Origin of the sequence: Luteimonas aestuarii, from assembly GCF_004357985.1 — a bacterium.
Classification (GTDB): domain Bacteria; phylum Pseudomonadota; class Gammaproteobacteria; order Xanthomonadales; family Xanthomonadaceae; genus Luteimonas; species Luteimonas aestuarii.
The window spans coordinates 45092-71028 of record NZ_SMTF01000014.1; the positions used below are offsets into that span (position 1 = coordinate 45092).

Below are 25937 nucleotides of genomic sequence, written 5' to 3' on the forward strand. Positions count from 1 at the left end.
CTTCCGCCCGCATAATCCACGTGATTCGGAGCCGGGACCAGACAAGTGCAGGGATTGGAAACGTTTGCGGGACTCTTGCTGGCGCTGGCCACGACGGCGGACGGCGGCGCTGCCGCCGGTACCAGCTGCGAAGGGCGGGTGCTTCTGCACGGCGGGCAGGCCGCGGTACCGGGGGCGCTGGTTTCCGACGGTCGTGGCGTGGTGGCCACCGACCAGGAGGGGCGCTATCGCATCGACATGCCCGCGCATCACCGGGAGTTGTTCGTCATCGCCCCCGATGGCTTTGCCGTGCCGATGGCTGCGGATGGATTGCCTGCGTTCTGGCGCAGCGACTGCGGCGATTTCAGGCTCACGAGGGATGCCAATGCAGCGCAGGAGACGCAGCGCGTCCTGGTATTCGCCGACCCCCAGACTTCGGACGCGCAGGAAGTCGATTACTACGCGCGCGCCATCGTCGCGCCGGCACGTGGAGAATCGGAGGTTGCACTCGGCATCACCTTGGGAGACGTGACCAACGATGTCGCGGCCCTGTACCCGGCGTTGAACGCAGCCACCACGTCGATCGGCGTTCCCTGGCTGCACCTGGCGGGCAACCACGATGTCGATCCCGGTGCGCAGGATGACGGCGATGCCTTGACCGCGTTTCGCGCAGTCTACGGCCCGGATACCTTCGCCTGGCAGTCGTCGCAGGCGAGCTTCGTGGTGCTGGACAACGTGGTGTCGATGCCCGGGCAGCGGCCGGCCTACATCGGCGGCCTTCGCGACGATCAGTTCGCCTTCCTCGAGGCCTACCTGCCGCATGCGCCACGCGACCGGCTGCTGGTAGTGGCCGCGCACATCCCGTGGTTCGATACCGCAGCGGCCGGCCGGCCCGGGACCCTCCGCACGTCGGATCGCGAGCGCCTGTTCGCGTTGTTGCAGGATTTCCCGAACGTGTTGCTGCTCAGTGCGCATCGCCACACGCAGCGCCAGTTCTTCCACGGTGGGGCCGAGGGCTGGCACGGCGCCGCGCCCCTGCACGAATACAACGTGGGCGCCGCGAGCGGCGCGTACTGGTCTGGCATGCGCGACGCGCAGGGCATTCCGGTAGCGACGATGGCTGACGGCACGCCGCGGGGCTATGCGGTGCTCGACATCGGTGCCAGCGGCGATTACCGGCTGGCCTGGCGCCCGACGGGCGTGGATGGCGATGATCCGGCGATCACCGCGGCGATGGCCCTGCATGCTCCCAGGGTGCTGCGGCGGGGCGCCTACCCGGCCTGGGGCGTGTTCGCCAATGTCTGGATGGGCCACGACGGCACGCGCGTCGAGTACCGCATCGGCGAACGCGAATGGGCGCCGATGCAGAAGGTCTTGCAGGCCGATCCGCGCTTGCGCATCCAGAATACGCTCGACGACCTGTCGGACGGGTTGCGTGGCCTGGATCGCTCGCCGGAGGCGGAGCTGTCCACGCACCTGTGGCGGGGTGCGCTGGACACGCGGCTTCCGCTGGGCGTGCACCGCGTCGAAGTACGCGCGTTCGATGATGCCGGCGGCGAGCATCGTGCCGTCATCGACTATCGGCTGCAGGACTGGAGGGAATGACCATGGTCGAACTGCCAACGGACTTGCCGGTGCGCCATTTCCGCGACGCCGCCGCCTGGCAAGCCTGGCTGTCCAGGCACGAAGACAGCCCCGGCATGTGGCTGAAAATCGCCAAGAAGGGCTCCGGCATCGCGTCGGTCACCTATGCCGAGGCGTTGGATGTCGCGCTGTGCCATGGCTGGATCGACGGCCTGAAGAAGTCGCTCGATACCGACTTCTTCCTGCAGCGGTTCACGCCGCGCAAGCCGCGCAGCCTCTGGTCGAAAATCAACATCGAGAAGGTGGAGCGCCTGGTCGCGGCCGGGCGCATGCAACCGGCGGGCTTGCGGCAGGTGGATGCTGCCAAGGCCGACGGCCGCTGGCAGGCCGCATACGCCGGCGCTTCGCGGATGGAGGTGCCGCCGGAGCTGGCCGCGCTGCTGGCGAAGAACCGCAAGGCCAAGGCGTTCTTCGATGCGCTCGACAGGACCAATCGCTATGCGTTTTGCTGGCGCGTGCAGACGGCGGTGAAGCCGGAAACGAAGCGCGCGCGCGCGGAGAAGTTCGTGGCCATGCTCGCCAGGGGCGAGAAACTCCACGGTTGAATCGTGCCGGCAACCCCCGCGCGCGGGCCAGCATCAATCGTGCGGGTAGGCCGCCACCGGGCCGCGCTGCGCGCCGGCTTCCCACGCCTGCAGGCGTGCGAGTGCGTCGCTGCCGACATCCATCTGCGGCTCGGACGGGGTGAGCCGGTCCATTTTTTCGCGGCGTGCCACCTGGCGGCGCGCGTACTGAAAGGCGTCCAGCAGGCCGCCATCGCGGTTCATGCCTTCGACCAGCAGGGCGCGGCCGAAGTAGGTGGCGCTTTCGGTGTCGCCGCAGCCGAACGAGGTGCGGTCGTGCCGTGCCGCGGTCAGCACGATCGTGCCCGCGTCCTGCAGCGCCGGGATGAAGCCGCCGGAATAGCAGGCCGAGACGATGACCACGCGCCGGGGGATGCCGGCATCGTCCAGCGCGACGCGCAACTGGGTGGGCTTGAGGAAGGTTTCGAACAGGCCGGGTTGTCCGACGGCCAACTGGTGTCTGGCCGTGCCGTGCGAGGCGAGGTAGACCAGCAGCAGGTCTTCCTCCGGGTCCATGGTGGCGGCGATGCCGGCCAGCGCGTGGCGCAGGTTGTCGAGCGTGGCCAATGGCGTGTCTTCGCGTCGCCGCGCATCGGGACGGTTTGCGAGTACCAGTGTGCGTCCCTCGTTGCCATGTCGCTGCGCCATCAGCGTGCGCAGGTAGGCGACTTCGTTGCCGAAGACCTGTTCGTTGCCGTCGCCGGCGAACCCGACCACGTACAGGTCGACCGCGCCGGGGCGCTGTGCCGGCATCGCGGCGAGCGCGGCATCGATGCGCTGCAGGTCGCGTGCGGCGCGTTCGGAGGCTTCGCTCGCGCCCGCGACGCCCGGGGCGCAGCACGCCAGCAGCAGGGCGAACAGGCGCAGGCGCATGTCAGCCGGCCGCCAGGTCCGTGAAGCGTTCGATACGCAGGTGGCCGCCGGTGGCGTCGCCGCCGCGCGGTTCGGGATAGTCCTCGCGGCGGTCGACCAGCGCCGTGCGCAGGCCGGCATCGCGCGCGGCATCGAGCTCGGCGACCACGTCGGACAGGAACAGGATGTCGCCCGGCGCAGCATCCAGTGCCTTGGCGATGCGCGCATAGCTCGACGACTCGCGTTTGCCGCCGATGCCGGTATCGAACCAGCCGGAGAACAAGCCACCAAGATCGCCGGCATCGGTATGCGCGAACAGCAGCTTCTGCGCCGGCACCGATCCGGAGGAATACACCGCCAGGGTGCTGCCGGTCGCATGCCAGCCGCGCAGCGCGTCGACGGCATCGGGGTAGACCGGCGCGGTGAAGTCGGCATCGCGGTAACCGGCTTCCCAGACCATGCCCTGCAGCGCCTTCAGCGCGGTGTGCTTGCGGTCCTGGTCGATCCAGCCCTGCAGGGTCTCCACGATCATCCCGTCCTGGCACAGGCCGCCGTTCTCGGCCGCCACCTGGTCCAGCCATTGGCGGACCCCGGGCTCGTCGCCATGCTCGCGCACGAAGCGTGGCAGCGCGCGGCGGGCGTAGGGGAACAGCACGTCCCTGACGAACGAAATCGACGACGTGGTGCCTTCGATGTCGGTGAGGATGATCGGCGCGGGGGCAGGGGTGGTCATGCGGATAGCGTACCGCTTCCCGGGCTTGGATTTTGGTGGGGCGGACGGCGCGCGTTCCTGTTTCCGTCAGCCCGGCTTGCGCCGGGACGACGGACTTCAGTCATGCGCGTGGGCAGTCGATGGCGAAAGTGCTTGTCGAGCCGATCAACCGCCCGGCGCGGGATTCTCGTAGCGCGGGAATTTCCGCGCGATATCGGTGCCGGTGAAGTGGCCGATCCACCCGTCGGGCTGCTCGAAGAACCGGATCGCCACGAAGCGCGGCTCCGGGCCCATGTCGAACCAGTGCGTGGTGCCGTCCGGCACTGCGATCAGGTCGTCCTTCACGCACTCGATCTCGTAGACCTTGTCTTCGACGTGCAGGGTGAACAGGCCGGAGCCATCGACGAAGAACCGCACCTCGTCTTCCTTGTGGAAGTGCTCGTCGAGGAACTTGGCGCGCAGCTCGTCCTTCTTCGGGTTGTCCGGGGCGATGCTGATCACGTCGACCGTGGTGAAGCCGCGTTCGGCGCTGATGCGGTCGATGTCGGCCTTGTACGCGGCCAGCACCTGCTCGGGCGTGGCCCCGGCCTCGACCGGCTGGCTGGCCTGCCAGCGCTCGAAATGCACGCCGATCTTCGCCAGTTCGCGCGCGATCTCCTCGCCGTCGTGCGTGGCCAGTTCGGGGCGGTCGGGGGCCGTGTCGGAAAAGATGCGGAGGCGGCTCATGGCGTTCGGCTCGTGGGGCGGGTCGAAGGCGAAAGCGTAGCAGCTGCCCGGCGGTCGGGCGTCACGGCGGCGGAACGCAGGCGCGACGCGGCTGCAACGACGCCAGCGACTCAGTGTCCAGCCGTCAGCCGGCGGATGTCGAGCTCGCAGCCCAGCAGGAACTCGAACGCCTCCAGGTGGCGGCGGGCCTCGGCCATGTCGCGGCCCCAGGCGTAGAGCCCGTGGCCGTCGATGAGGTAGCCCCACATCGGGGCGGCGTCGAGCAGGGCATCGACCTGCGCGGCCAGCGTCGGCATGTGCTGGCTGTTGGGCAGCACCGGGAGGTCGATGGCGGTCTCGTGCGTCTCGTTGCCGCGGAACGCCTTCAGCAATTCGTAGCCTTCCAGGCGCACGCGGCCGGCGCCTGCGAACAGCCGCGAGGCGACCGTCTGGTTGCGCGAATGCGTATGCAGGATGCAGCCGACCTCGCCGAAACGTGCGTACAGCTGCGTGTGCAGCAGGGTCTCCGCCGACGGTCGATGGTCGCTGCCGACGGCCTTGCCGTCGAAATCCACCACCATGATGTCGCTTTCCACCAGCCTGCCCTTGTCGCGGCCGGACACCGTGATCGCGGCATGGCGATCGTCCAGCCGCTGCGAGAAATTGCTGCTGGTCGCGGGCGTCCAGCCCAGCTGCGCCAGTTCGCGGATGTTGGCGATCAACGCGTCGGCAAGCACCGACAGGCGGTGGCGGTCGTAGGGCAGGGCGTCATGGTCCATGCCGGGATTCTAGCCGACGCCCCGTCGCCTCCGCGTGGCGGCATCAGAGCAGGGCGCGCACCAGCACCACCAGCACCAGCAGCGGCGCGACCACGCGCAGCAGCCAGCGCCAGGCGTTGAACAGCCATTCGGGCATTTCAGACAGCTGCTCGCGCAGCACGGTGCGGTTGAGTACCCAGCCGGTGAACAGGGCGATCAGCAGTCCGCCCAGCGGCAGCATCAGGTCGTTCGCGATCAATTCGATGAACCCCATGATGTCGCGGTCGAAGATGCGCACGCCCGACCACACGTTGAGCGACAGCACCGACAGCAGGCCCAGTGCCCAGCACAGGCCGGCCATCGACAGGGCGGCCAGCTTGCGGCGCTTGATGCCGAACTTCTCGACCATGAACGCCGTTGCGGGCTCCAGCAGCGAGATCGACGAGGTCCAGGCCGCCACCGACAGCAGGCCGAAGAACAGCAGCCCGTACACCGCGCCGATCGACATCGCCTCGAACGCGAGCGGCAGCGAGGTGAAGATCAGGCCTGGCCCGCCGCCGGCCGGGTCCAGCCCGAACGACAGCACGATCGGGAAGATCGCCATCCCCGCCAGCAGGGCCACCGTGGTATCGGTCAACGCCACCGCGATGCCGACGCGCGGGATCGACACGCCCTCGCGCGGCAGGTAGGCGCCGTAGGTCATCATCGCGCACATGCCCAGGCTGAGCGAGAAGAACGCCTGGCCCATCGCACGCAGGAACACGTTGCCGTCGATCTCGGACCAGTCAGGCTTGAACAGGAACGCCATCGCCTGGCCCATGTAGCCGGTGGTGACGCCGTAGGCCACCAATGCGAGCAGCAGCACGAACAGGGCGGGCATCAGGAAGCGCACGGCGCGCTCCAGGCCCTTTTCGACGCCCATCGCCACCACCAGCACGGTGAGCAGCATGAACAGCGCGTGCCAGAAGGTGAGTTCGAACGGGCTGGCCAGCAGTTCGGTGAACGTGGCGCCGGGGTCGGTGATGTGCGCGCCGCCCAGCAGCTGCTTCAGGTACAGCCAGGCGTAGTGCAGGGTCCAGCCGGCGACCACGCTGTAGAAGCTGAGGATCAGGATGCCGGCGACGATGCCGATCCAGCCGATGCCCACCCAGCCGCGGCTCTTGCCGCTGTCGCGGACCAGGCCGCGCAGGGTGTTGATCGGGCTCATCCGGCCGTGGCGGCCGATCAGCACTTCGGCGAACAGGATCGGCAGGCCGACGATGGCGATGCAGGCCAGGTACACCAGCACGAACGCGCCGCCGCCGTTGTCCGAGGTCATGTACGGGAAGCGCCAGATGTTGCCCAGGCCCACCGCGGAACCGGTGGCGGCCAGGATGAACATCAGGCGCGATGACCACATGCCGTGGATGGAAGTCGTCTTGTCCATGTGCGGATCCGGGGAAGGGTAGGGGCAGGCAGGGCGCGTGCAGGCGTCAACCGCGCGGCGCGGGCGGGTCGATGGTGTCGGGCAGTGGCGGGGATTCCGCCGTGGCCGTCGTGGCCGGCAGCCGGAGGATCTTGAACCCGGCATACGCCAGCACCAGTGCCACCAGCGGGCTGACCAGGTTGAAGAACGCGTAGGGCAGGTAGTCCAGCGTGGCGACGCCAAGGGTGGCGGCCATGTACGCGCCGCAGGTGTTCCACGGGATCAGCGGCGAGGTCATGGTGCCGGCGTCTTCCAGCGCACGCGACAGGTTCTCCGGGGCCAGCCCGCGCTTGCGGTACTCGGGCTGGAACAGGCGGCCGGTGAGCACGATCGACATGTACTGGTCGGCGGTGACCACGTTGGCGCCGAACGCCGTGGCCAGCGTGGACGCGATCAGCGAACCGGTCGAGCGCGCCGCCTTCAGCACGCTGCGGATCAGCCGTTCCAGCAGGCCGGTACGCTCCATCACCGCACCGAAGCCCATTGCGCAGACGACCAGCCACACCGTGTTGAGCATGCTGGACATGCCGCCACGGGTCAGCAGGTCGTCGAGCGCGGCGTTGCCGGTGTCGGCCTGGTAGCCGTTGAACAGCGCCGTCCACGCGCCCGACAGCAGGGCCATGCCGCGCGACGAGGCGTCGTCGCCGGCCAACGCCACCACCACGTTTGGCTGGAACACCACGGCGAACACCGCCCCCAGCAGTGCGCCGATGAGGATGGTCGGGAAGGCGGGAAAACGCCGCATCGCCAGCACGAACACCACCAGCATCGGCAGCAGCAGGTACCAGCCGAGGGTGAACTGCGCATCCAGCAACGCCGGCAGGTCGCCGAAGGCATCGCCGCCCTCGCTGCGGCTGCCGCCCAGCCCGATCAGCGCGAACAGCACCAGCGCGATCACGATGCTCGGGCCGGTGGTCCAGACCATGTGGCGGATGTGCGCGAACAGCTCGCTGCCGGCGGCGGCCGGCGCGATGTTGGTGGTGTCCGACAGCGGCGACATCTTGTCGCCGAAATAGGCACCGGAGATGACGGCGCCGGCGGTGATGGGCAGCGACATGTCCAGGCCCTGCGCCACGCCGATCAGCGCCACGCCCAGCGTGCCGGCGACCGTCCACGAACTGCCGATGGTGACGGCGACGATCGCGCAGATCAGGCAGGCCGCGGGGTAGAAATAGGCCGGGTGCATCAGCTGCATGCCGTACACGATCATCGTCGGCACGGTGCCGCTGAGGATCCAGGTGCCGATCAGCGCACCGACCGCCAGCAGGATGAAGATCGGCACGACCGCCAGCGATACGCCCTGCACCAGCGCCTGCTGCACGTCGTCCCAGGACAGGCCATTGCGCAGGCCGATGATCCCGGCCAGGCAGGCCGCCAGCAGCAACGAGATCTGGTTGGCGCCGTAGGAGGCGTCGTCGGCGTACAGATACACCGCAAGCCCCAGTGCCACGGCAAGGAACAACAGCGGCGTCAGCGCCTGCAACAGGGAGGGCTCACGTCCGTGGGTTGCAACCATGTCTGTTCAGTCCCTGTGGATACCGTGGAATGGAAGGCGTGCGGCCGCGGGCAAGGCGGGCATCCATGCAGGTGTCCCGCCGCGACAGGTCCGGTGCATCACCGGACCTGTCGCCGATCTACCGCTGCACGCAGCACGTGCGCACCGGCATGCCCGCGGATGCACGGACAGGGTGCCAGAGCGTCGGCCCGCATGCACCCCGCGTGAAACGCCGGCGGGCAAGCGCGCCGCAGGATCAGGCGCGATTGAGCTTGCTGTTCCGATAGCCGTAGGCGAAGTAGATCACCATGCCAACGGCGGTCCAGCCGACAAACAGCTTCCAGTGCTCCGGGAAGGACTGGAAGAACAGGAACATGCAGGCGAGGAAGCCCATCGGACAGATGATGTTCGCCGCCGGCACGCGGAACGGGCGATGCAGTTCCGGGCGCGTGTAGCGCAGCACCAGCACGCCGAGGCAGACCGTGGCGAATGCGATGAGGGTCCCCATGGACACCAGTTCGCCAAGGACGCTCAAGGGCATCAGGCCGGCAAGCAGGCACGCGGCGATGCCGACGATGATCGTGCCGACGTAGGGCGTCTGGTGCTTGGGGTGCACCCTGCCGAACAGTTTCGGCAGCAGGCCGTCCCGCGACATCGTGTAGAAGATGCGCGGCTGTGCCATCAGCATCACCAGGATGACGGACGACAGGCCGGCGATGGCGCCGATCTCCACGGCCGTCTTCAGCCAGGCGAGGTTGGCGTAGGGCTCCAGTGCGGTCGCGACCGGCTTGGCGGTGCCCAGCTCGGTGTACGGCATCATGCCGGTCAGCACGGCGCACACCGCGATGTAGATGATGGTGCAGATCGCCAGCGAACCGAGGATGCCGATCGGCATGTCGCGCTGCGGGTTCTTGGCTTCGCCGGCCGCGGTGGAGACTGCGTCGAAGCCGATGTAGGCGAAGAACACGATCGTGGCTGCACGGAATACACCGTCCATGCCGAACTGCCCGGGGCCGGTGTTCTCGGGGATGAACGGCGTCCAGTTGGACGGATCGACGTAGAAGAAACCGATGCCGATGAAGGCGGCGATCACGGCGGTCTTGATCGCCACCACGATCCCGTTGACGAAGGCCGATTGCGTGATGCCCACATAGCACAGACCACTGACAGCGGCTACGATCATCACTGCCGGCAGGTTGAACATGTTTTCGGTGCGCACGAACCCGCCGTCTTCCCACGCGATCGGCGCGCCGGCGAGTTCGGCAGGGAAGGGAATGCCAAGCGTCGTGGTCAGGAAGCTCACGAAGTAGCCCGACCACCCCACCGCCACGGTGGATGATGCGAACAGGTATTCCAGAACCAGGCACCAGCCGATGAACCAAGCGACGAATTCGCCCAGCGTGGCGTACGAATACGAGTAGGCACTGCCCGAGACCGGTAGCAATGCCGAAAATTCGGCGTAGCACAGGCCGGCGAGCGCGCAGGCGAATCCCGCCAGCACGAAGCTCAGCATGATCGCGGGACCTGCGTGGTTGGCGGCTGCCTGGCCGGTCAACACGAAGATGCCGGCCCCGATGACCGCGCCCATGCCCAGCAGGACGAGATGACGGGCCGTCAGCGTGCGCTTGAGGGTCGCCTCGCCCTGCAGGCTGCCCTCGACCGGTTCGCCGGCATCGACGTGCGGCGCCGGTTCGACCGGCTTCACCCTGAAAAGACTCTTCGACATCTGCGATTCCTGTTTTGGGGCTGGCATGCGACCGGATGGCCGCACGGGTGGTCAGCCGTGGAAGCGAAGCGGTGGGGTGGGGGCGCCGCGCCGCCCGTACCTTGCCAAACGCGGCAGCCGGGCACAAGCGCCGGCCGACCGGGTTGGCGCGATAATCGTGTTCCCGCAACCGCTGAGAGGTATCGCGCTTGTCGTTGCACATCCCGGTCGACCATGGCCCGTTGACCTTTGCTTTTTCGGCCTACGGACAGCGCCATCCCGACGAGTCCGCCACCGCGGCCCAATTCCAGGCGCTGCTGGACGATCCGGACGATCCCTTCCTCCGCGACCGGCTGGAGGGTCACTTCACCGCGTCGGCGTGGCTGGTCGACTGCAGCGGGCAGCGGCTGCTGATGACCCACCACCGCAAGCTGGGCCTGTGGTTGCAACTGGGCGGACACGCAGACGGCGACCGCGACCTGGCGCGCGTCGCACTGCGCGAGGCGGAAGAGGAGTCGGGCCTGGCCGGGCTGTGGGTGGAACCGGCGATCTTCGACCTCGACCGCCACTGGATCCCGGAGCACAAGGGCGTGCCGGGGCACTGGCATTACGACGTGCGCTACGTGGTGCGCACCGGCGCCAGCGAAGCCTTCACCGTCAGCGAAGAATCGCATGCGTTGGCATGGCGACCGATCGTCGAGGTGGCACGGGACGCTGCCTACGATGCCTCGCTTCGGCGGATGGCGCGAAAGTGGTTGGGGAGGAGGAGCGAGGCGTGAGCGGAGAGGGGTGAGAAGTGGGCGAAAGCGCGAGCAGGCTCATGTCCCGGGGCGATGACGCCCGACGCCCTCATTCCGGCGCAAGCCGGGACCCGGCGAAGTTTTGCGGGCATCGGTCCGCTGCAGATCGAACGGCACTGGGTCCCGGCTTGCGCCGGGATGACGAGCAAAAGCAGCACGCTTCCCGCTCACTCCTGCCTCAGTAGAGCACCCGCGTCCGCAGCGTGCCCTCGATCGCCGACAGTTCCGCGCGCAGCCGCGTGGCCTGTTCCACCGATGCCGCGGTATCGATCACCACGTAGCCGACCTTGGGGTTGGTGCGCAGGTACTGGCCGTCGATGTTGATGCCTTCTCGCGAGAACACATCGTTGATCTTCGACAGCACGCCCGGCACGTTGCGGTGGATGTGCAGGATGCGGTGGCTGCCGTCGTGCTCGGGCAGGGTGACCTCGGGGAAGTTCACCGCGGACAGCGTGCTGCCGTTGTCGCTGTAGCGCACCAGCTTGGCCGCCACCTCGGTGCCGATGTTGTCCTGCGCCTCCAGCGTGCTGCCGCCGACATGCGGGGTGAGGATCACGTTGTCGAACCGCGCCAGCGGCGATTCGAAGCGCTCGGCGTTGCCTTTCGGCTCCACCGGGAACACATCCACCGCGGCGCCGCCTACGTGCCCCGACTCCAGCGCCGCGGCCAGCGCGTCGATGTCCACCACGGTGCCGCGCGCGGCATTGATCAGGTGCGCGCCGGGCTTCATCCGTGCGATCTGCGCTGCACCGAACATCATCTGCGTGGCCGGGGTTTCCGGCACGTGCAGGGTCACCACGTCGGCGCGCGCCAGCAGGTCGTCGAGGCTGGCGGCGGGGCGCGCGTTGCCCAGCGACAGTTTGGTTTCGATGTCGTGGAACAGCACCTGCATGCCCAGCGATTCGGCCAGCACGCCGACCTGGGTGCCGATGTGGCCGTAACCGATGATGCCCAGCGTCTTGCCGCGCACCTCGTGGCTGCCGGCTGCGGACTTGCTCCAGCCGCCGCGGTGGCACTCGGCGTTCTTCTGCGGGATGCCCCGGGCCAGCATGATGGTCTCGGCGATCACCAGTTCGGCCACGCTGCGGGTGTTGGAATAGGGCGCGTTGAACACCGGGATGCCGGCCAGTTCCGCGGCGTCCAGGTCGACCTGGTTGGTGCCGATGCAGAAGCAGCCCACGGTGATCAGGCGCCGCGCCTCGGCCAGCACCTCGGCAGTCAGCTGCGTGCGCGAGCGGATGCCGAGGATATGGGTGCTGGCGATCTTGTCGCGCAGCGCCTCGCCAGACAGTGAACCGGGCAGCACCTCGACCTGCGTGTAGCCGGCATCGCGGAACACCTGTTCGGCGTTGCGGCTGATGCCCTCCAGCAGCACGACGCGGATGTCCTGCTTCGGGAACGAGGTCTTCGGAGGCGACATGCGCGATCGGTTCCATGCGGGGCGGGGAGCGCAGCACTATGCCAGATGGCGCGCATGTTTTCCGCACTGCATCATCGCGACCGCGGGAACGACCGGCGACAGGATTTGCAACGATCTTCTCCCTGGTCAGGGGATGTCGGGGCGCCCGCCGGGGCCACGCCGAGTCGCGGCCCGATATCCGCGTGGTCGGCGTGGCCCCGACGGGCGCATCCACACTTCCGTGGCGGACTCAGCGGAAGAACCAGGGCAAGGACAGCGTTCGCTCTTCTACCGAACGGGCGATGGTCTGTCTGGCGCAGGTCCGATGCCACCGCAACCAAGCGGATATCGGGCCGCGACTTGCGGTGGCATCGGACCTGCGGCACCGCGTGACCAGTCTTTCCCCGAGCGAGAGAAGAAAATCGCCAGCGCCGCGCAGTTGCAGGCGAAACCGAACGCGGCTGGACGCTTCACGGCATGGCTGGCACGCTTGCGGTCCCTCGCATGCCGATGCCTTGAGATGACCGACCCCCGCCTGCAACGCCTGGCCGCCGCACTGCCGGGCCTGCGCCTGCTGACCGACGCCAACGACCTGGAGCACTACGGCCGCGACTGGACCCGGCACTGGACGCCGGCGCCGCTGGCGATCGCGCTGCCGGGCAGCGTGGAAGAAGTGCAGGCCATCGTGCGCTGGGCCAACGACGAAGGTGTGGCCATCGTGCCCTCCGGCGGCCGCACCGGCCTGTCCGGGGGCGCCGTGGCTGCCAACGGCGAACTGGTGCTCAGCCTGCAGCGGATGAACCGCGAACTGGCGTTCGACGCCACCGACCGCACCCTCACCGTGCAGGCCGGCATGCCGCTGCAGGCGCTGCACGAGGCGGCCAAGGCGCATGGCCTGGTGTATCCGGTGGATTTCGCCTCGCGCGGCTCGTGCAGCATCGGTGGTAACGTCGCCACCAATGCCGGTGGCATCCGCGTGATCCGCTACGGCAACACCCGCGAGTGGATCGCGGGGCTGAAGGTGGTCGCCGGCAACGGCGAGCTGATGGAGCTCAACCGCGCGCTGGTCAAGAACTCCAGCGGCTACGACCTGCGCCACCTGATGGTGGCCTCGGAAGGCACGCTCGGCGTCGTGGTCGAAGTGACGGTGCGCCTGACCAGTCCGCCACCGCCGACGCGGACAATGTTGCTTGGCCTGCCCACGTTCGATGCGCTGATGCAGGTGTTCGCCGAACTACGTTCGCGCCTGCGGCTGGAAGCGTTCGAGTTCTTCACCGACCGCGCGCTGCACCACGTGGTGGCGCATGGCGCATCGCAGCCGCTGGACGGGCGGCACCCGTACTACGTGGTGGCCGAGTTCGCCGACCAGGGCGAGGCCGACGAGGTCGCGGTGCTGTCCGCGTTCGAGCACTGCGTGGGGCAGGGCTGGGTGGACGATGGGGTGATCGCGCAGAGCGAGGCGCAGGCCGCGCAGATCTGGTGGCTGCGCGAAGGCATCACCGAAAGCATGGCGCACCTCGCCAGTTACAAGAACGACGTTTCGGTGCGGGTCTCGGCGATGCCGGCGTTCCTGGCCGAGTCGATTGCACTGTTCGAGCGCGAATACCCGGAGTTCGACGTGGTCTGGTTCGGCCACATCGGCGACGGCAACCTGCACATCACCATCGTCAAGCCCGAGGCGATGGCCAAGGACGCATTCATGACCGAATGCGCCCGCGTCACCGAATTGCTGGCGGCCACGCTGCAGCGCCACGGCGGCAGCATTTCCGCCGAGCACGGCATCGGGCTGGTCAAGAAGCCCTACCTGTCCTCGACCCGCAACGTCGCCGAGATCGCGGCGATGCGCGGCATCAAGCAGGCGCTGGACCCCAAGGGCATCCTGAATCCGGGCAAGGTGTTCGACGCGTGATCCGATCCATGGGGGACGGCATTCAGCCATTGCGGCGCGCGCGCCGTTACGCTTGTCTCAACTCCTCGCATGGGACCGCCGCATGATCCACCGCAGTTGCCTGATTCCGTTCCTTGGCGTGGCGATGGCCATGGCCGCATGCGTCGCACAGGCCAGCAGTTTCGCCGGTACCTCGGCCGGCACCTCGGCAGGCGGTACCTCGGCCACGTCGGGCAGCACATCCGGCAACGACAAGGTGGTGGTGCGCGCACGCGAGGATGCCGCCGGCTTCGTCGCCAGCGATGGCCGCATCCGCGGCGTGCGCCTGGAAGCGGCGCTGCGCCACCTGCGCGAACACGATGCCGCGGCGCGCGATGCCAGCGACATGCAGCTTGCGTTGGCCATCCTCGCCCGCTGACGTTCGCCGCTGATGAGGCGTTTCGGCGCGTGGGCCTGCGCCGGATGGCTGTGCCTGGCGGGTGTGGCGTCAGCGGCCGGGATCGCGGTCGACGACACCGGCCTTGCGCCCGACGAGGCGCTGGCGACGCAAACCCTGGTCGATGCGGCACGGCAGTCGCTGCCGCCCGGCTTCATCGAAGGCCTTGGTCGCCCGGTATCGCTGCGCTGGCGGGACGATCTTCCGGATGAAGTCCACGGCCGCGCGCGTGGCGGGCGCATCGGACTGCCGCGCCGTCTGCTGCACGACTGGCTACGCAATGGTGCGCCCGTGTCGGGCCCGTCCCCCGCACTGTCGGCCTTGCTGCACGAGCTTGCGCACATACACGACCATTCCGCCGCGGGCGGGCTCTCTCGCAATCCGCGCCTGCTCGACCTGGCCGGCTGGCCCGTGCGGCCGCTTCGCTTCGGCCTGCGTGCAGCGCACAACGACTTCAGCGATCGCAGCCCGGACGTCTACGAACTGCGTTCGCCGGCCGAATTCGTCGCCGTCAACTTCGAGCATTTCCTGCTCGACCCGGATTACGCCTGCCGACGACCGGCGCTGCACGCGTATTTCGCGGCGCACTTCGGCTGGTCGCCGGCCACTGCGTCATGCACGCCCGGGCTGCCCTTCGTTGGCGCAGGGCTGGATGACGCGGTGGTGCGCCTGGTCGATCTCGACCCGGCCCGCGTGCAGGAAGTGCACTACCTCTTCGCCGAGGCCAACGCGCGGCCGATGAGCCGTTGGGGCCATGGCATGTTGCGGCTGGTCGTGTGCGCGCCCGGGCGAACGCCGGGCGAGGACTGCCGCTACGACCTCGACCACCACCTGGTGCTGTCGTTCCGCGCCTTCGTCGACGACGTGCAGGTGTCCAGCCTGCGCGGGCTGACCGGTTCGTACCCATCGCGCCTGTTCGTGCTGCCGCTGGAGCAGGTGGTGGACGAATACACCAAGGTCGAGCTGCGGGGCCTGCAATCGGTGCCGCTGCGCTTGGCGCGTGGCGAGATCGATGGGCTGCTGCGGCGTGCCGCGCAGGTGCACTGGAGCTACGACGGGCGCTATTACTTCGTGTCCAACAACTGCGCCGTCGAGGCGTGGAAGCTGCTCCAGGATGGCGTGCCGCGCCTGTCGAACCTGCCCCTGCGCAGCATCGCCCCCAACGGCTTGCTGCGCCGCCTGGTGCGGGATGGCGTGGCCGACGCCACCGCGCTTGGGGATGCGACGCGAGCCGCGCGCGAGGGCTATTACTTCGCATCGCAGGGCACGCACTTCCAGGCGATGCTGGACGTTGCGGGTTCAGAACTGGATCTGCCCACGCGGCAGGCCACTGCGTGGCTGGACATGGACCCCGTGGCGCGCAGCCCATGGCTGGCGCAGGGCGGCACGCGTGCGACCGCTGCACTCCTGTTGCTGGAACAGGCCGCGGTGCGTCGCGAAGAGGCGGCGATCCGCGAAGCCCTGAAGCAGCGTTTCCTGCGGGGCCGGGGCGATGACGGCGACATCGCCGTGGCAGCGCAGGCCTTGCGCGAACTGCTTGGCGACGGCGCCTACGCGGGCCGGCCGGCGCTGCTGCTGCCGTCCGGCTATGGCATTCCGCAGGAGCAGGAACGCGCGTTGCTGGCGGACGTCGTGGCGCGCGACGGCGCGCGTCTCGGGGCATTGCAGGACCGGCTGCATGAGGATGCACGGGCGCTGGTCGAGCCCCGGCTGCGTGCCAGGCTGGAAGCGGCCGAGACCAACCTGGCGATTCTGGGCGATCGCCTGCGCATGCTGTCGCGTGACATCGATGCGGGTGCGTCGCGCCTGCACTGACGCAGGCAGGGCAAGCGTCAGCGATCGAGCCAGCGCGTCATCAGCTGGCGCGGGTGGGCGGCATATCCATTCTGCAGGTACACGCCCTGCGCGCGGGTGTTGTCGTTGTCCACTTCCAGCCGCAGGGCGCGCAGGCCTTCGCGGCGGCAGAGGTCCGCCGCTTCCTCGAGCGCGCGCCGCCCCAGCCCGCCGCCGCGCGCCTGCGGCAGCAGGTACAGCTCGTCGAGCAGTCCGAAGCGGCCGCCGAACTCCAGGCTGAAGCAGAAGCCGATGACGAGATAGCCAGCGAACACACCGTTGCGTTCGACCAGCAGCAGGCGTCCGTGGTGGGGGTGGGCCAGCAGGTCGGCGAGGGCAGTACGCAGCGACGCCTCGTCCCACGGGATGCCTTCGTCCGCATGGAAGTCGCGGACCACCGGCACCAGCGTGTCGATGTCGGTGGGCGTGCCCGTGCGAAAGACGATGCCGGTCATGCGTCGGGCCGCGGATTCAATCCGCGCGGCCGCCGAATTCGCCGGTGGTGGTGTTCACCAGCACGCGTTCGCCGGTGGTGATGTACTCGGGCACCATGATCTCGATGCCGGTGTTCAGCGTGGCAGGTTTCGGGCGCTTGGTCGCGGTACCGCCCTTCAGCTCGGGCGGCGTCTCCACCACTTCCAGCGTCACGTGCTGCGGCAACTGCAGTGCCACCGGTTGCTCGTCGATGATCTGCACGTAGCTGCCGGCCAGGCCGTTGGTGATGTAGCCGGCGTCGTCGCCCACCACGTCGGCGTCGAGCGTGTAGGGCGTGTAGTCCTCGTCGTCGAGGAACACGAAGGCGTCGCCGTCCTTGTACGAGAACGTGGCCTGACGCCGCTGCAGCTCCACCTCGGTCAGGCTGTCGTCGCCATCGAAGCTGGCGTCGAGCTTGTTGCCGCCGGGCACGCTGTACATGATGAAGCGGAAGCGCACGTTGCCGCCACGGCCCTGCGGCGAGCTGCGTTCGATGTCGCGCACCTGGTACACGGTACCGTTGTGCTCGACCACGTTTCCTTTCTTGACGTCGTAGGCTTTCATTCGGGTTCTCCCCCTCTCCCGCGCGCGGGAGAGGGCCGGGGTGAGGGGCTCTGGCGTTGGCTGTGGCGTGCTGCGCGGAATTTACTTCGGCGCCAGCCGCACCGCGCCATCCAGGCGGATGGTCTCGCCATTGAGGTAGCGGTTGCCGAGGATGTAGGCGACCAGGTCGGCGAATTCCTCAGGCTTGCCCAGGCGCGACGGGAAGGGGATCGAGGCCGACAGCGACTTCTGCACCTCGTCGGGCATGCCATCGACCATCGGCGTCCAGAAGATGCCGGGTGCGACGGTGTTGACGCGGATGCCGAAGCGGGCGAGTTCGCGCGCCATCGGCAGGGTCATGCCGACCACGCCGCCCTTCGAGGCGGAATACGCAGCCTGGCCGATCTGGCCCTCAAAGGCCGCCACGCTGGCGGTGTTGACGATCGCGCCGCGCTCGCCGTCGTCGCCGGCTTCGTTGTGCTGCATCAGGGCGGCGGCGGCCTTGGCGACGTTGAAGCTGCCCACCAGGTTCACCATTACGGTGGCGCTGAAGTTCGACAGCGGCATCGGCGCCTCGCGGCCCAGCACGCGGCCGGCACCGAGGATGCCGGCGCAGTTGACCACGGCGTTCAAACCGCCGAGGAACTCCTTCGCCGCCGCGACGTTCGCCGCTACGCCGTCCTCGCTGGTGACATCGGTGCGGAAGTAGCGGGCGTCGGTATCGCCCAGCGCGGCGACCGCGCTCGCACCCTTGTCGTCGTTGACGTCGAACAGTGCGACCTTGCCGCCATCGGCGACGATGCGCTGGGCCACGGCCAGCCCGAGGCCGGAGACGCCGCCGGTGACGATGGCGCGGAGGGAATCGGCTTGCATGTGCGGTGCCTTGCGTCGGAAACCCGGCATTTTAGCGCACCGGACGCAGGTGCCGATGGACGCGGACGCGCATCGATGCAATGCACGTATCAGCCGGACTGCGCCGCCAGCCGGTGCGCGAACTCGTCGGGCGTCAGCCCCGGCGCGAACAGGAAGCCCTGGCCGACGGGAACACCGAGCTGGAGCATGAACTGGCGCTGCGCCTCGGATTCGATGCCTTCGGCCACCAGGCCAAGGCCGAGGCTGCGGGCGATGCCGGCCACCGCCTGGCAGACGGCCACGTCGGACTGGTTCCCGGGCACGCCCTCGACGAACAGCTGCGACAGCTTGAGGCCGTGGATCGGCAGTCGGCGCAGGTAGTTCAGTGCGCTGTAGCCTTCGCCGAAGTCGTCGATGGTCAGCACCACGCCCATGTCGCGCAGCGTGGCGAAGGTCTGCAGCGTGTCCGGCGCGTCCTCGATCAGCACGCGTTCGGTGAACTCGAGCTCGAGTGCGGCCCCCGGCAGGCCGTGTTCTTCCAGCACGCCGCGCACCGTGGCGGCGAGGTCGTCGCCGAGGAACTGCCGGTAGGACACGTTCACCGCCACCCGCATGATGCCGAGGCCCGCATCGCGCCATGCCGCGGCCTGCCGGCAGGCTTCGCGCAGCACCCAGCTGCCGATGCGCACGATGTCGCCGGTGTTCTCGGCGTGGCTGATGAAATGATCCGGGCGCATCTCGCCGAAGTGGTGGTTCTGCCAGCGGATCAGCGCCTCGGCGGCGACGACGCGGCCATGGCGCAGGTCCACCTGTGGCTGGAACACGAGGCGGAACTCGTCGTTGTCGGCGGCGCGCCGCAGCTGCGTTTCCATCCGCAGCTTGTCTTCCTGCGATTGCGCCAGCTCCGGCGAGTACGCCTGCCAGCCGTTGCGGTTGCGGCGCTTGCTGTCGTACATCGCGGCGTCGGCGTTGTGGATCAGCGCCTGCGGGCGATCGCCATCGCGCGGCGCGCGGGCGATGCCGATGCTGGCGGTGATGGCGAACTCCTCCTTGCCGAAGCGGAAGCCATCGCCGAAGGATTCAAGGATGGCGTCGGCAATACGCTCGGGCCGCGCGTCGTCGTCCTGGGTGGCGCAGACCACGAGGAACTCGTCTCCGCCGAAGCGGGCGACCAGCCCTTCACTGCCGACCGCGCCGGCGATGCGCTGCGCGGACTCCATCAGCAGGTCGTCGCCGGCCGAGTGGCCCAGCACATCGTTGACCATCTTGAAACGGTCGAGGTCGATGTACAGCACGGCGATCCGCGACAGCGTGAAATCCTCCATGCGCGCGCCGATCTCGGCCAGGATGGCATCGCGATTGAGCAATCCGGTCAGTGGGTCGGTCCGCGCCCGCACGCGCAGGCTTTCCTGTTCCTGCTTGCGTTCGGTGATGTCCTGCAGCGTTCCGGTGATGCTGATGGCTTCCGACTGCCCGACCTCGGCGCCACCGATGATGCGCACCCAGAACACGCGACCATCCGCGCGCATGCCCTGTACCTCGATGTCCAGGGGCGCGCGTTGGCTCACGGTGTGCTGCACGGCATCGCGCAGCCGCTGCCGGCAGGATTCGCCCAGGCAGCCCAGCATCTCTTCGATCGTTCGCGGTACCTGCTGCTGGCCCAGGATTCGCAGCGCTTCGTCGGTCAGGTACAGCGCGTCGCGATCGACCTCCCACTCCCAGCCGCCGATGTGCGCAAGGGCCTGCGCGCGGTCGAACAGGGCGCTGTCGCGCTTGAGTTCGGTGATGTCGCTGAACAACGAGAGTACCTGGCGGGGCGTGCGTCCGCCCGGCGCGAACAGGGGTACCGTGCTGACCGACAGCCAGCGCAGGCGGCGCTCGGGCTTGTGGTAAAGCCCCAGCACGCAACTGTCGGTGGTCTTGCCGGTGCGCAGCGTTTGCACCGGCGGCAGCTGCTCGAACGGGATGCGATGGCCGGTTTCGTCGAGGATGCTCCAGGCCTCGGAGCGGAGGTAGCTGCGGAAATCCTGTTTCTCGTCGGCACCCAGCAGGCGCATCGCGGCGGCATTGACCTGGACCAGTCCGCCGTCGGCGTTGTGCACGACGATACCCTTGTCGATAACCTCAAGAAGCTGTCCATAGCGCAGCTCGGCATCGCGTCGCGCGCTCAGGTCGCGTGCGACCGCGACGATGCAGTCGCGGCCGTCGTGCGAGAAGCCCGCCGAGTGCACCTCGACCGGGAAGCGGGTTCCGTCGGCGCGCATGTTGGCGACTTCGATGACATAGGTTTCGCCACGACGGATGGTTTCCCACACGGGCTTCAGGTGGCCCTTGGGCAGGTCCGGGTTCAGTACCTCGATCGGCTGGCCGATGATCTCGGCGCGCGGGCGCCGGTAGGCCGCCATGCCGGCCTTGTTGAGGTCCAGCACGATGCCATCCTCATCGAGGATGCTGACCGGGTCGGGCACCGCGTCGAAGAGCGCGTGGTAGCGCAGTCGCGCGGTTTCCGCGGCGGCGGTCTCGGCCAGCAATGCGTCACGGGTACGCCCCAGCAGGGCTCGGGTGGCGGCCGGCAGCGACAGATCGCGGCAGGCGGCTTCGAGCGCGGACACGATCTCCGCCGCCCCGTCGTTGGCGGGGGGCATCGCGGTTTCCTGCGGCAGTCGCCCCTTGCTCACCCGTGTCGCCCCTTCAGCCGCTCGCGGCCAGTGCCTTGCCCGCCTTGCTGCCGGTGTCCCGGCCCAGCAGGGCCGACAACCAGCGACCGGTGTCGGCGAGCAGGTCCAGGTCCACCCCGGTCCGGATCCCCATGCCGTGCAGCATGTACACCACGTCCTCGCTGGCGACGTTACCACTCGCACCCTTCGCGTAGGGACATCCGCCGGCGCCGGAGACTGCGGCGTCCACCACGGCCACGCCTTCTTCCAGGCAGGCCAGCAGGTTCGCCAGCGCCTGGCCCCAGGTGTCGTGGAAATGCACCGCCAGCGCGGGCATCGGTACTTCGGTGGCCACTGCGCGCAGCATCTCGCGCGCCTTCGCCGGCGTGCCGACGCCGATGGTGTCGCCCAGCGAGACCTCGTAGCAGCCCATTGCGTGCAGTGCCTTGGCCACGCGCACCACCTCGGCCAGCGGAACGGCACCCTGGTAGGGGCAGCCGAGGACCGTGGACACGTAGCCCCGGACCTTGACGCCATCGGCCGCGGCGCGCTCGAGTACAGGCGCGAAGCGTTGCAGGGATTCGTCGATGCCGGCGTTGGTGTTCCGGCGGTTGAATGCCTCGGACGCGGCTGTGAACACTGCGACTTCGCGCGCCCCGGCTTCGCGGGCACGGGCATAGCCGGTCTCGTTCGGCACCAGCACCGGATAGGAGATGCCGTCGCGCTTGTCGATGCCGGCGAACACCTCGGCGGCGTCGGCGAGCTGCGGCACCCACTTCGGGCTGACGAAGCTGGTGGCTTCGATGCTGCGCAGGCCGGTGCGCGACAGGCGGTCGATCAGTTCGATCTTCGCCGCCGTCGGGATGATGGCCTTCTCGTTCTGCAGCCCGTCGCGCGGACCTACTTCGACGATGCGGACGCTGGTTGGCGATCGGCTCATCGCAGGGCCTCGTGGCGGGTGGCAAGGAGAATTTTCTCGAACACGACCTTGGGATCCTCGGCCGAAGGTACAGGCTCCAGTGCGACGATGCGATAGCCCTCGCCCAGCAGCAATCGCAGCATGCCGGGGAAGGCATTGCGGGACTTCACGCGGATACGGCGATGGCCTGTCTTCCGCAACCTGTCTTCCTGCCCATGCAGCAGCTTGCGCGCAATGCCGGCGCGCCGGTAGCCGGGAAGCACGGCGCCCACCCAACTGTAGAAGGTGTCCTGCGCAAGCGCATAGCCTGCCTTGAACGCGACCGGGCGTTGGCCGTCGCAGGCAACCAGGATCAGCGCCCCCCGGCCTGCTTGCAGCCTTTGTTCGAGCTGGTCTAGCGTCTTGGGGCGTGTGAATTCCGGGATGGAGGTTTCCAGTCGCGCGATCTCGGCGACCTGCCCTTCGCGGATGGCGAGGTCCATCCGGCGATGCCTCAATCGTCTTCGAGCACGGCCAGCACGCTGTCGGCCTCGACGAAATCACCGGGCTGCGCGCGGAACTCGGACACCACGCCGTCGCGCGGGGCCTTGAGGGACAGCTCCATCTTCATCGCTTCCATCACCAGCAGTTCCTGCCCGTTGTCGACCCGGTCGCCGGGCCTGGCGCGTACGGCGACGATGCGTCCGGGCATCGGTGCGCGCACGCGGTGGTCGGAGGCGCCATCGTCGCCACCGTCGCGCTGGTACACCGGCACCTGCAGCAACCGCCAGCGCCGCTCGCCATCGTGCAGGTCGATGCCCGAGGCGCGCGACGACACCTGGAAGCGGCGTCCCGTTCCGTTGAAACGCGCGGAGAGCCAGCGTCCGGTCAGGCGCACGCCTGCCACTTCGACCAGGCGGCTGTCGCGGGCGATGCGGTAGTGCCCGCCGCTGCCCTGTGCCAACAGCTCGATCCGTTCGCCGCCCTGCAGCAGCGCCAGCCGTCGGTTGCCGGCGTGGCCCAGTCGCCAGCCGTCGGCGATCGCCCAAGGCGAGGTGGGGTCCGGCGAGCGGGCGGCCTGGGCGCGCTGTGCGTCTTCCTGCGCGGACAGCAGCGCCACGGCCGCCGCGGCGATGGCATCGTCGTCATCGTCCGACGCGGACGGCATGAATTCGTCGAGGTGGCGGTCGAGGTAGCCGGTGTCGATGCTGGCATCCACGATCGAGGAATGCCGCAACAGGCGTTCGAGGAACGCGACGTTCGATTTCGGCCCGTCGATCACGCACTGCGCCAGCGCCTCGCGCAGGCGGGCGAGCGCACGCGGGCGATCGAGGTCCCAGACGATCAGCTTGGCGATCATCGGGTCGTAGAAGATGGTGACGGTGTCGCCTTCCACCACGCCCGAGTCGATGCGGACGTGCGCCGACGGTTCCGGCAACTCCAGCCGCTCCAGTGTGCCGGAGCCGGGCAGGAACCCGGCCTCCGGATCCTCCGCATACAGCCGTACTTCGATGGCGTGGCCCTGGCGTGGGACGTCCGCCTGCACGAGCGGTAAGGGCTCGCCGGCGGCGACGCGCAGCTGCCATTCGACAAGGTCCAGCCCGGTGGTCATTTCGGTGACCGGATGCTCCACCTGCAGGCGCGTGTTGATCTCCATGAAGAAGAAGTGTCCGGCCGGATCGACGATGAACTCCACGGTGCCGGCATTCTGGTAGTCGATGGCGCGCGCGGCCAGCACTGCGGCGTCGCCCATTGCCTGGCGCAGTTCCGGCGTGAGGAAGGGCGAGGGCGATTCCTCGAACACCTTCTGGTAGCGACGCTGCGCGGAGCACTCGCGTTCGTTGAGGTGGATCGTGCCGCCGTGCGCGTCTGCGAACACTTGGATCTCGATGTGGCGTGGCGATTCGATGTAGCGCTCCAGCAACACGCGGTCGCGGCCAAAGGCGCTCTTGGCCTCGCGCTGGCAGCTTTCGAGGCTGGGGATGAACGCGTCCAGCGAACGCACGACGCGCATCCCCTTGCCGCCACCGCCGTGCGCGGCCTTGATCATCAGCGGGAAGCCGATGCGCGCCGCCTCGCGCGAGAGCGTGTTCGGCGACTGGTCCTCGCCGGTGTAGCCCGGCACCACCGGCACGCCTGCCGCCTGCATCAGCTCCTTGGCACCGGCCTTGCTGCCCATCTTGCGCATCGACGCAGCCTTGGGGCCGATGAAGACCAGCCCGGCGGCTTCCACCGCGTCGGCGAAGTCGGCGTTCTCGCTGAGGAAGCCGTAGCCCGGATGGATCGCCTGCGCACCGGATTGCTTCGCGACCTGGAGGATCGCATCGGCGCGCAGGTAGCTGTCGGCCGGTTGCGGCCCGCCGATGTGCCAGGCTTCGTCGGCCAGGCGCACGTGCTGCGCATCGGCATCGGCGTCGGAATACACCGCGACGGTACGGATGCCCAGCCGTCGCGCGGTGCGGATGACGCGACAGGCGATTTCGCCACGGTTGGCGATGAGGATCTTGTTGAACAAGGCGTCAGTCCTTCGATATCCAGAGGGGAGGGCGCTTGTCGAGGAAGGCCGTCAGCCCTTCCTGCCCTTCGGGAGAAACGCGCAGCCTGGCGATCAACGCGGCATTGGCGCCATCGAGCGCATCGCGGTCGAGCCGCCATGCGACATCGCGGACCAGTGCCTTGGCCGTGGCGCTGGCGACCGGACCGGCCTTGAGCAGCAGCGCGACCTGCCGGTCCACGGCGTCGTCGAGTGCATCGGCCTCCACCATTTCGTGCAGCAGGCCGATGCGATGCGCCTGCGCCGCATCGAAGATCTCGGCGGTGGCGAAGTAACGGCGTGCATGGCGTGCGCCGATCGCGGCGATGACGTAGGGCGAGATCACCGCCGGCAGCAGGCCCAGCTTGCTTTCGGTCAGGCCGAACTTCGCCCCGGGCACGCCGATGGCGATGTCGCAGCAGGCCACCAGGCCGACACCGCCGCCGAACGCCGCGCCGTGCACGCGGGCGACGGTCGGCTTCGGCAATTCATCCAGCGTGCGCATCAGCCGCGCGAGGGCGAGGGCATCCTCGCGGTTCTCCTGCTCGCCGGCGGCGGCCATGCCGCGCATCCAGTTGAGGTCGGCGCCAGCCGAGAACGACGCGCCTTCGCCTTCCAGGACCACCACGCGCACGGACGGGTCCGCCGCGGCCTGGCCGAGTGCTTCGGTCAGCTCCGCGATCAGCGCCGCGTCGAAGGCGTTGTGCAACCCGGGCCGCGCCATGCGCAGGCGCAGGACGCCTCCGTCGGCGTGGCGGGACAATGATCGTGGCATGGCGGACCCCGTCTGGCTTGGCGCCATGATAGCGGCAGGCCGCGCCGCGCCGGTTTGCCGGCGAACCGGCAACCGGGCCGACTAGTGCCGCGTGCGCCTGGCCGGCTTGCGGGTGTCGCTGGTGGGGGTGACTTCCACCGACAGCTGGAAGCTGCGTTCCTCGTCGGCATGGATCGCGCCCACGCCGACGACCTGGCGGTTGATCTCGTTGCCTTCGTCGTCGCGCACCACCAGCACCACCGAGTACTCCCAGGCCCCGCCTGCCGGCGGGTGGCGGATGGTGCCTTCGACCTGCAGCGCGGTGGTGGACGTGGCGCCACCGGCGGACCTGCTGTCATCGAAGCGCAGGTAGTGCTTGCACGCCGGACAGATGCTCGCGCTCTCGAGGATGGTGGTCTTGCAGTGCGGGCAGGCGCGCGTGGCGCCTGCCGCACCGGGGCGGGGTGCGCTCATCGCGCTCAGTCGTTGCTGGCGGACTTGCCGGAATCCTTGCTGTCCCAGCCGCACTCGACGTGGCCACGGATCTTGGAACCCGCGTTGACGATCAGCGTGCCGGTCTTGACGTCGCCCACCAGCACGGCGGAGTCGAGCAGTTCGACCCGCGCGGCGGAATCGATGTTGCCTTCCAGCTCGCCGGCCACCACGACCTGCTTGGCCTTGACGCCACCGTTGAGCTTGGCGCCGTTCTCGATGCGCAGGTTGCCCTGCACGTTGACGTCGCCCTTGAACTTGCCGGCGATGCGGACGTGGCCGCTGCCTTCGATCTTGCCTTCGATGGTCAGGTCGGCCGCAATCAGCGACTCCTTGCCCTCGGGCTGGCTGGCCGCCGGGGCCGGACGCTGCGGCGTGGCCTGGACGGGGTTGAAATCGGCGGCTGCCGGGGGCTCGCGCACGGCGGCCGGCGGAGCGGGGGTATCGGCGAAGGAGGGGGCGTCCTTCTTGGCGGCGGAAGTCTTGTCGAAAATGGACAT

General features: G+C 68.6%; 24 protein-coding genes. 6 read left to right on the forward strand and 18 right to left on the reverse strand.

Going from position 1 to position 25937, the window contains the following annotated elements; translation table 11 throughout:
- Nucleotides 1-45: 45 nt before the first annotated feature.
- The gene (locus E2F46_RS14020) at nucleotides 46-1584 is read left to right on the forward strand and encodes a calcineurin-like phosphoesterase C-terminal domain-containing protein (protein WP_133323145.1); all 1539 of its coding nucleotides are present in this window, start codon (nucleotides 46-48) and stop codon (nucleotides 1582-1584) included.
- Nucleotides 1581-2168: a YdeI/OmpD-associated family protein gene (locus E2F46_RS14025; RefSeq protein ID WP_133323147.1), complete on the forward strand. Its 588-nt coding sequence runs from the start codon at nucleotides 1581-1583 to the stop codon at nucleotides 2166-2168. Before E2F46_RS14020 ends, E2F46_RS14025 begins: the two co-directional genes overlap by 4 nt.
- Nucleotides 2169-2201: 33 nt before the next feature.
- On the opposite strand, the gene E2F46_RS14030 is transcribed toward E2F46_RS14025, so the two are convergent.
- The 7 genes from E2F46_RS14030 to E2F46_RS14060 form a co-directional block, all read right to left on the reverse strand.
- Nucleotides 2202-3059 carry a C13 family peptidase gene (locus E2F46_RS14030; RefSeq protein WP_165967481.1) on the reverse strand — a complete coding sequence of 286 codons (858 nt, stop codon included), beginning with the start codon at nucleotides 3057-3059 and terminating at the stop codon, nucleotides 2202-2204.
- Nucleotide 3060: 1 nt separating this feature from the next.
- Nucleotides 3061-3771: an acireductone synthase gene (gene mtnC, locus E2F46_RS14035; protein WP_133323151.1), complete on the reverse strand. Its 711-nt coding sequence runs from the start codon at nucleotides 3769-3771 to the stop codon at nucleotides 3061-3063.
- Nucleotides 3772-3915: 144 nt separating this feature from the next.
- A complete protein-coding gene (locus E2F46_RS14040) occupies nucleotides 3916-4476 on the reverse strand; it encodes a 1,2-dihydroxy-3-keto-5-methylthiopentene dioxygenase (RefSeq protein ID WP_133323153.1) in 561 nt (186 codons plus the stop codon).
- A 110-nt stretch (nucleotides 4477-4586) separates the two neighbouring features.
- Nucleotides 4587-5234, reverse strand: coding sequence for a methylthioribulose 1-phosphate dehydratase (locus tag E2F46_RS14045; protein WP_133323155.1), 648 nt, complete (start codon nucleotides 5232-5234; stop codon nucleotides 4587-4589).
- A gap of 43 nt (nucleotides 5235-5277) precedes the next feature.
- Nucleotides 5278-6639 (reverse strand): sodium-dependent transporter, encoded by a 1362-nt coding sequence (locus E2F46_RS14050; RefSeq protein WP_133323158.1) that lies wholly within the window; start codon nucleotides 6637-6639, stop codon nucleotides 5278-5280.
- A 46-nt stretch (nucleotides 6640-6685) separates the two neighbouring features.
- Nucleotides 6686-8194 (reverse strand): Na+/H+ antiporter NhaC, encoded by a 1509-nt coding sequence (gene nhaC / locus E2F46_RS14055; protein ID WP_133323160.1) that lies wholly within the window; start codon nucleotides 8192-8194, stop codon nucleotides 6686-6688.
- A gap of 235 nt (nucleotides 8195-8429) precedes the next feature.
- The gene (locus E2F46_RS14060; protein ID WP_133323162.1) at nucleotides 8430-9899 is read right to left on the reverse strand and encodes an amino acid permease; all 1470 of its coding nucleotides are present in this window, start codon (nucleotides 9897-9899) and stop codon (nucleotides 8430-8432) included.
- 221 nt (nucleotides 9900-10120) lie between these two features.
- Between E2F46_RS14060 and E2F46_RS14065 the strand changes: the two genes are divergently transcribed.
- Nucleotides 10121-10657 (forward strand): NUDIX hydrolase, encoded by a 537-nt coding sequence (locus tag E2F46_RS14065; RefSeq protein WP_165967484.1) that lies wholly within the window; start codon nucleotides 10121-10123, stop codon nucleotides 10655-10657.
- Between the two features lie 199 nt (nucleotides 10658-10856).
- On the opposite strand, the gene serA is transcribed toward E2F46_RS14065, so the two are convergent.
- A complete protein-coding gene (gene serA / locus E2F46_RS14070) occupies nucleotides 10857-12098 on the reverse strand; it encodes a phosphoglycerate dehydrogenase (protein ID WP_133323166.1) in 1242 nt (413 codons plus the stop codon).
- Nucleotides 12099-12597: 499 nt separating this feature from the next.
- Between serA and E2F46_RS14075 the strand changes: the two genes are divergently transcribed.
- The 3 genes from E2F46_RS14075 (at nucleotide 12598) to E2F46_RS14085 (ending at nucleotide 16216) form a co-directional block, all read left to right on the forward strand.
- A complete protein-coding gene (locus E2F46_RS14075; protein ID WP_133323168.1) occupies nucleotides 12598-13986 on the forward strand; it encodes an FAD-binding oxidoreductase in 1389 nt (462 codons plus the stop codon).
- A 124-nt stretch (nucleotides 13987-14110) separates the two neighbouring features.
- Nucleotides 14111-14383: a DUF2388 domain-containing protein gene (locus tag E2F46_RS14080; protein WP_133323224.1), complete on the forward strand. Its 273-nt coding sequence runs from the start codon at nucleotides 14111-14113 to the stop codon at nucleotides 14381-14383.
- A gap of 12 nt (nucleotides 14384-14395) precedes the next feature.
- Nucleotides 14396-16216: a DUF7844 domain-containing protein gene (locus E2F46_RS14085; protein ID WP_133323170.1), complete on the forward strand. Its 1821-nt coding sequence runs from the start codon at nucleotides 14396-14398 to the stop codon at nucleotides 16214-16216.
- Between the two features lie 17 nt (nucleotides 16217-16233).
- Here E2F46_RS14085 and E2F46_RS14090 read toward each other — a convergent pair whose 3' ends face one another.
- From E2F46_RS14090 to E2F46_RS14135, 10 genes are all read right to left on the reverse strand, one after another.
- Nucleotides 16234-16689 (reverse strand): GNAT family N-acetyltransferase, encoded by a 456-nt coding sequence (locus E2F46_RS14090; RefSeq protein ID WP_133323172.1) that lies wholly within the window; start codon nucleotides 16687-16689, stop codon nucleotides 16234-16236.
- Between the two features lie 16 nt (nucleotides 16690-16705).
- Nucleotides 16706-17272: an elongation factor P-like protein YeiP gene (yeiP, locus tag E2F46_RS14095; RefSeq protein WP_133323174.1), complete on the reverse strand. Its 567-nt coding sequence runs from the start codon at nucleotides 17270-17272 to the stop codon at nucleotides 16706-16708.
- An 81-nt stretch (nucleotides 17273-17353) separates the two neighbouring features.
- Nucleotides 17354-18124 carry an SDR family NAD(P)-dependent oxidoreductase gene (locus E2F46_RS14100; RefSeq protein WP_133323176.1) on the reverse strand — a complete coding sequence of 257 codons (771 nt, stop codon included), beginning with the start codon at nucleotides 18122-18124 and terminating at the stop codon, nucleotides 17354-17356.
- 89 nt (nucleotides 18125-18213) lie between these two features.
- Complete coding sequence (locus E2F46_RS14105) at nucleotides 18214-20748, reverse strand: sensor domain-containing protein (protein WP_133323178.1); 2535 nt, start codon at nucleotides 20746-20748, stop codon at nucleotides 18214-18216.
- 46 nt (nucleotides 20749-20794) lie between these two features.
- Complete coding sequence (locus E2F46_RS14110) at nucleotides 20795-21700, reverse strand: hydroxymethylglutaryl-CoA lyase (protein ID WP_133323180.1); 906 nt, start codon at nucleotides 21698-21700, stop codon at nucleotides 20795-20797.
- Nucleotides 21697-22161, reverse strand: coding sequence for a GNAT family N-acetyltransferase (locus E2F46_RS14115; protein ID WP_133323182.1), 465 nt, complete (start codon nucleotides 22159-22161; stop codon nucleotides 21697-21699). Before E2F46_RS14115 ends, E2F46_RS14110 begins: the two co-directional genes overlap by 4 nt.
- Nucleotides 22162-22172: 11 nt before the next feature.
- The gene (locus E2F46_RS14120; protein WP_133323184.1) at nucleotides 22173-24173 is read right to left on the reverse strand and encodes an acetyl/propionyl/methylcrotonyl-CoA carboxylase subunit alpha; all 2001 of its coding nucleotides are present in this window, start codon (nucleotides 24171-24173) and stop codon (nucleotides 22173-22175) included.
- Nucleotides 24174-24177: 4 nt separating this feature from the next.
- A complete protein-coding gene (locus E2F46_RS14125; protein WP_133323186.1) occupies nucleotides 24178-24966 on the reverse strand; it encodes an enoyl-CoA hydratase-related protein in 789 nt (262 codons plus the stop codon).
- A gap of 81 nt (nucleotides 24967-25047) precedes the next feature.
- Nucleotides 25048-25419: a hypothetical protein gene (locus E2F46_RS14130; RefSeq protein WP_133323188.1), complete on the reverse strand. Its 372-nt coding sequence runs from the start codon at nucleotides 25417-25419 to the stop codon at nucleotides 25048-25050.
- A gap of 5 nt (nucleotides 25420-25424) precedes the next feature.
- On the reverse strand, nucleotides 25425-25937 hold the full coding sequence (locus tag E2F46_RS14135; RefSeq protein ID WP_133323190.1) for a bactofilin family protein: 513 nt from the start codon (nucleotides 25935-25937) through the stop codon (nucleotides 25425-25427).